Origin of the sequence: Desulfovibrio sp. OH1186_COT-070 (assembly GCF_003860215.1) — a bacterium.
GTDB lineage: Bacteria > Desulfobacterota > Desulfovibrionia > Desulfovibrionales > Desulfovibrionaceae > Desulfovibrio.
This window is the reverse complement of the sequence record NZ_RQYH01000065.1, coordinates 1-3,474: the sequence shown is the minus strand read 5'-3', so window position 1 is coordinate 3,474 and position 3,474 is coordinate 1. Positions and strand designations below refer to the sequence as shown.

4 protein-coding genes and 2 pseudogenes are annotated in these 3,474 nt (G+C 46.5%); 1 reads left to right on the top strand and 5 read right to left on the bottom strand.

Annotated features, from left to right (window positions below; genetic code table 11):
• Nucleotides 1-5: 5 nt before the first annotated feature.
• Entirely contained in the window at nucleotides 6-497 is a 492-nt protein-coding gene (gene tnpA, locus EII23_RS11675) for an IS200/IS605 family transposase (RefSeq protein WP_124793514.1), read from the bottom strand.
• 230 nt (nucleotides 498-727) lie between these two features.
• Nucleotides 728-859 (bottom strand): annotated as a pseudogene (locus tag EII23_RS11670) (transposase); the annotation flags it as partial.
• Here EII23_RS11670 and EII23_RS13515 point away from each other — a divergent pair.
• Nucleotides 856-1,255 (top strand): annotated as a pseudogene (locus EII23_RS13515) (IS5 family transposase); the annotation flags it as partial. The pseudogenes EII23_RS11670 and EII23_RS13515 sit on opposite strands and share 4 nt — an antisense overlap.
• Here the strand turns inward: EII23_RS13515 and EII23_RS13195 are convergent.
• The 3 genes from EII23_RS13195 to EII23_RS11650 form a co-directional block, all read right to left on the bottom strand.
• Complete coding sequence (locus EII23_RS13195) at nucleotides 1,252-1,986, bottom strand: DUF2075 domain-containing protein (RefSeq protein ID WP_260424710.1); 735 nt, start codon at nucleotides 1,984-1,986, stop codon at nucleotides 1,252-1,254. The pseudogene EII23_RS13515 and the gene EII23_RS13195 sit on opposite strands and share 4 nt — an antisense overlap.
• A gap of 78 nt (nucleotides 1,987-2,064) precedes the next feature.
• The gene (locus tag EII23_RS13190; RefSeq protein WP_221620400.1) at nucleotides 2,065-3,204 is read right to left on the bottom strand and encodes a DNA/RNA helicase domain-containing protein; all 1,140 of its coding nucleotides are present in this window, start codon (nucleotides 3,202-3,204) and stop codon (nucleotides 2,065-2,067) included.
• 61 nt (nucleotides 3,205-3,265) lie between these two features.
• Nucleotides 3,266-3,474, bottom strand: a 209-nt coding sequence (locus EII23_RS11650; RefSeq protein ID WP_148091261.1) for a transposase, incomplete at its 5' end; no start/stop codon positions are given.

Genomic DNA, 3,474 nt, shown 5'->3' with positions numbered 1-3,474 from the left:
CTTGGCTACCCCTTGAAGGGGTCTGCATACTCGCGTGTACTCAACTTGTCTTGCATGATGTCATGCTTTTCCTGCTGCTGGATGTATTTTTTGATCGTCGCTTCATTCAGGCCTACTGTACTTACATAGTACCCTTCGGCCCAAAACTTTCGGTTGCCGAACTTGTATTTCAAGTTCGCGTGCTTATCAAAAATCATCAGGAAACTCTTGCCCTTCAGGTACCCCATAAAACTCGACACGCTTATTTTCGGAGGGATACTTGCCAACATATGCACATGATCTGGCATGAGGTGACCCTCCAGTATTTCAACCCCCTTGTATGTACACAAGTTTCGTAATATCTCACCTATGCTTTCGCGAAGGCTCGCGAAGATTATTTTCCGCCTGTACTTGGGCGCGAACACGATATGATACTTGCACAGCCATTTTGTGTGAGCCCTTGGTTCCCATAAAAAACACCTTTCCCGTTGGTTACGATAGAGCTTGAGTAACCCTATCGTATGGAAAAGGTGTTTTTTGGGGTATAACCTTTGTCACCACCCGCACAGCGGGTGGTTTTCTGTTTCGCTTCGCTCAACTGGCTAAAGCCGGAAATTCAAGCGCTTATGGGATCCTGCCCATAAGCGCTTTTTCGTTTTCTAACTGTGTGAATATAGAGTGCTTCCGGGTCTACCCCAAAAAGAGGGGCGGAAGCCCAGAGAATCCTTTCCGAGCGAATTCATATTTCCTACCCGCAAAGTACGCGTACGCGCAACCTGTAGTTTTCGAAATTCCTGAACCCATAAGCTCGGCGTTGAATCAGCTTCATTTTCCGGTGAAAGCCTTCAGTGATGCCGTTATTGGGTACAAAACGAAACATCATTGCATCTGGCCGTGGATGCGCATGGTATGCCGGTCAGGGCTTTTGTTACACAAGGTACAACAGCAGATTGCACTCAGGCAATCGCTCTGATTGGCGGATTCACGGCGGAAAAGCTTTTGGCGGACAAGGGCTACGACACGGATGAGATTCCCGCCCAAGCTGAAAAACAGGGAATGGAAACGGTCATTCCCCCGAAGAAAAACCGCAAAGAGCAGCGGTGAGTGCGACAAAGAGCTTTACAAGGCCCGGCACCTGATAGAGGACGCGTTCCTCCATTTGAAGCGATGGCGCGGCATTGCGACCCGATACGCGAAAAATGCAGCCCCATTCTTGGCCGATATCCAGATCAGATGTATCTTTTTATGGGCTTCACCTCGTGACTATACTATCTAGATTTCTCTAATCCCAATTCGCTTCAGATAATAATATATACCATCGTAGTAAGGTTTTTGCCGTGTTTCATCGGAATTGTCGCCATAGGGGATGAAAATTATAAAACCTTGCCGAGCTCTTGTGAGAAGTACGCGATAGGAATTTTTGAGATATTCCCTGTTTTTTACTTTACGGATGTTCCTCCAGCGGCTTCCCGAAAAAGAATAATACTCTAATCCGTGCAATTCAATACGCAGGTTTGCGTCCCAACACACGATGGTCCAGTCGAGTTCTAGACCCTGGATATCAAATTCTGTAGCCGTATCTTCCAAAAAAAAGGAAGAACGTACGTCTTCATTACCATTCAGAAACCACTGGACAGCATCAATCTTGCTTTGTACCCAAGCGCTATATTTCTTGAGTCTTTTTGCTCCTGAACTTGCAACTATACCATAGCGCTGGGTACCTTTTGCCTGCTCTCGGACCCATGCCTTCGCGCTTTCAATGTTGCGCGTCATGAGGATGGGGTACGCTTGTGATACCTTGGCGTAGAGATCTCGCGCCGTGCTCTCTTCAAAATCGAGCAACGCTTTCACAAACGCCGCCATGTTTTCACTTCTATATGAGCGTAGAGACACGGCCAGATGTAAGTCTGACACAAACGTATAACGTGTGCCACTGAGGAGGGTTTCTACGGGAAGATCTCGCGAATACTCCTGTCTGCAATCTGGTTGGAAACATAGACCTGCCATTTGGGGAAGTGCATTTTGAGCGCCGTAAACCACTCTGCTAAGCTGCTTCACCTGTATTGATCTCTTGCCCGCCGCCTATCAGGCAAATAATGACTGCCAATCGTCATGGCGATCCATAACACTTATTAAAAATTCAGGTTCCGACATGGCAAAACTTGTTTTACCCTTTTTTCGCCGCATAAATGATTCAAGCATTGGCAAGGTCCAAGCGCGCTGGGCCTCATCAAAAATGGCAACCTTCTCTATAGGAGCCTTCGTGGTGGCAATGGCATCATCTCTGAAGTGGTGAATGATTTGTATAAATTCTTTTGCTTTTCTCGTAGCTTCAGTTTTTTTGGTACTTGAATGTTGCTGCTGATCGCGAGCCAGAGCCTCTTGTAGCACAGCAACCAAAGGACCGTTTCCTGATAAAAATACCGCATGTTCATTGGCATCGATACGCTGGCGGTCAATGGCAATATTTAGGCCCGCAAGAGTTTTTCCGGCCCCAGGAACACCTGTAATAAAGCAAATGGCCTTTTCTCTTTTGCACTTTGTGCTTTCGATGATTTCGTCAATGGCCTGCGTGGTTCGTGTAAGATTATACGCGCTGGCATCGTTTCTGGATATGTTTTCAACGGAGTGATTGCGGTAAAGGGCTTGTGCAGCCTCAATGATTGTCGGGGTAGGTTTGTAGCATGAATTCATCCACGATGTAGGAGATACATTGCCGTGTGGAAATGATGCGAGCGATTCCATTATGACTTGATGTAGCGTTTTTTCGTTGCAGCATTGAACATTTGTAATATTGCTCTTTAAGTACGTAGAGCTAAATTCATGGCTGCTTGCACGACTCGCCATTAGGATGGGAACAAGCAGTGTGCGGTGGCTTTCTTCATGAAAGTCCTGTAAGTCCAGCGCGTAGTCTGTTACCTGGTTTATTGCGTGGCGTGGAAACTGTGTTTCACCAATTTTACACTCAATAAGAAAAACTATACCCTGATGAATCAAAACAATGTCAATCCTGCTGCCCACGCGAGGAATTGTGTATTCGAAGATGATGTGCCCCTCTTCAAATTCTCGCAACTCTCGCTTGAGTATGTTGATTTCTGCGATCCACGAATTACGCTGCAAATCTTCAAGCGCGAAGGGGTGATTTTCCGTGAGCTTGCCAAGGATTGAATGCGGTGTTTCCTCTATAAAGTCTGATACGCGGGCATTGTAGTAAGATCGTTCCATAAGTCCTCAATATTATGAAAATTAAGGAGTGTTTTCTTTGCACACAAAAATGCAATAGAAGTCATCTCATAATCAATCTGAGAAAAATCATGATGCAGCCTAGTTGCGCCATTGCCAGAAAGTTTTCTGCATGAAATTCGTATCTTACGACAAGGCGGCGGAAGTTTTGCAACCAGGCGAACAACCGCTCGACTTTCCAGCGGCGGCGGTAACGCCGCAAGGGGCGGCCATCTTGCGTTTTGGCCCGTTTCTTCCGGTTCGGGGCGATCA

Coding starts and splice junctions, on each gene's coding strand:
- EII23_RS13195 (WP_260424710.1), bottom strand. CDS start 1,986: ATGGCAGGTCTATGTTTCCAACCAGATTGCAGACAGGAGTATTCGCGA.
- EII23_RS13190 (WP_221620400.1), bottom strand. CDS start 3,204: ATGGAACGATCTTACTACAATGCCCGCGTATCAGACTTTATAGAGGAA.